This is a genomic window from Burkholderia sp. Ac-20384 (genome assembly GCF_017104605.1).
GTDB classification, from domain to species: Bacteria; Pseudomonadota; Gammaproteobacteria; order Burkholderiales; family Burkholderiaceae; genus Burkholderia; species Burkholderia lata.
Genome location: NZ_JAAGPE010000670.1, coordinates 1 through 1,078 on the forward strand (window position 1 = coordinate 1; position 1,078 = coordinate 1,078).

Consider the following 1,078-nt stretch of genomic DNA (forward strand, 5'->3'; position numbering starts at 1 on the left):
TGACGTCCGGCGCGACGCTCGCGGCCGCCGCACACGCGCTGAAGGCGGCGGGCGCCGCGCGCGTGACGAATCTGGTTGCGCTGCGCACCGCCAGGGATTAATTAGATAGAGAGGCCAGCCGCCCGAACACGGCGGCGGCCGCCATGAACCGGCCGGCCGGGAACGCGCGCATTGCGCCGCCCCGGTCGGCCCAGCCAGACCGAAACATGTTCAACGTCGTCCTCGTCGCCCCCGAAATTCCACCGAACACCGGCAACGTGATCCGCCTGTGCGCCAACACGGGCGCGCGCCTGCACCTGATCGAACCGCTCGGCTTCCCGCTCGACGACGCGCGGATGCGCCGCGCGGGCCTCGACTATCACGAGTATGCGCAGATGCGCGTGCACCGCGACTGGGACGCGTTCGTCGCGGCGGAAACGCCTGACCCCGCGCGGATGTTCGCGTTCACGACGCGCGGCTCGGGCCGCTTCCACGATCATGCGTTCCTGCCCGGCGACTGGTTCGTGTTCGGCTCGGAAACGCGCGGCCTGCCCGCCGAACTGCTCGAGCGCTTCCCGAACGAACAGCGCGTGCGCCTGCCGATGCGGCCGGACAACCGCAGCCTGAACCTGTCGAACACGGTCGCGGTGGTCGTGTTCGAAGCGTGGCGCCAGGCCGGCTTCGAAGGCGGCGCATGACGCTTGCGCGGCGCATCCCGCGCCGTGTGACGCGTCACGTCCGCGCGAGCCGCGTGCGATACAGGTCGTAGATGTCGGGAGAAAAGCACGCGAACACCACGCGTGCGAGGTTCGGCGCCTGCGGCAACATTTCGGCGACGGTGCCCACTGCGATCTCGACGGCCTCTTCAGCCGGATAGCGATAGATGCCACAACTGATCGCCGGGAACGCGATCGACGTCGCCGCGACCTCCTCGGCCAGCTCGATCGCGCGCCGGTAGCACGACGCGAGCAGGTCGGCCTCGCCGCTCCCGCCGCCGTGCCACACCGGCCCGACCGCATGGATCACGTAGCGCGCCGGCAGCCCGTGGCCGCGCGTGAGCTTGGCGTCGCCCGTCTCGCAGCCGCCGAGCGTGCGGCAA

Annotated in this window: 2 protein-coding genes; one reads left to right on the forward strand and one right to left on the reverse strand. The window is 70.7% G+C overall.

The features are described from left to right. The first annotated feature begins 206 nt into the window (after positions 1 to 206). Positions 207 to 677 carry a tRNA (uridine(34)/cytosine(34)/5-carboxymethylaminomethyluridine(34)-2'-O)-methyltransferase TrmL gene (gene trmL, locus G3O00_RS42735; protein WP_011353282.1) on the forward strand — a complete coding sequence of 157 codons (471 nt, stop codon included), beginning with the start codon at positions 207 to 209 and terminating at the stop codon, positions 675 to 677. A 34-nt stretch (positions 678 to 711) separates the two neighbouring features. On the opposite strand, the gene G3O00_RS42740 is transcribed toward trmL, so the two are convergent. Further along, on the reverse strand, positions 712 to 1,078 hold a 367-nt coding region (locus tag G3O00_RS42740), incomplete at its 5' end, for a macro domain-containing protein (protein WP_206146601.1).

What these genes read in the sequence shown, in the direction of transcription:
- trmL (WP_011353282.1), top strand. Translation starts at nt 207, where the DNA reads ATGTTCAACGTCGTCCTCGTCGCCCCCGAAATTCCACCGAACACCGGC.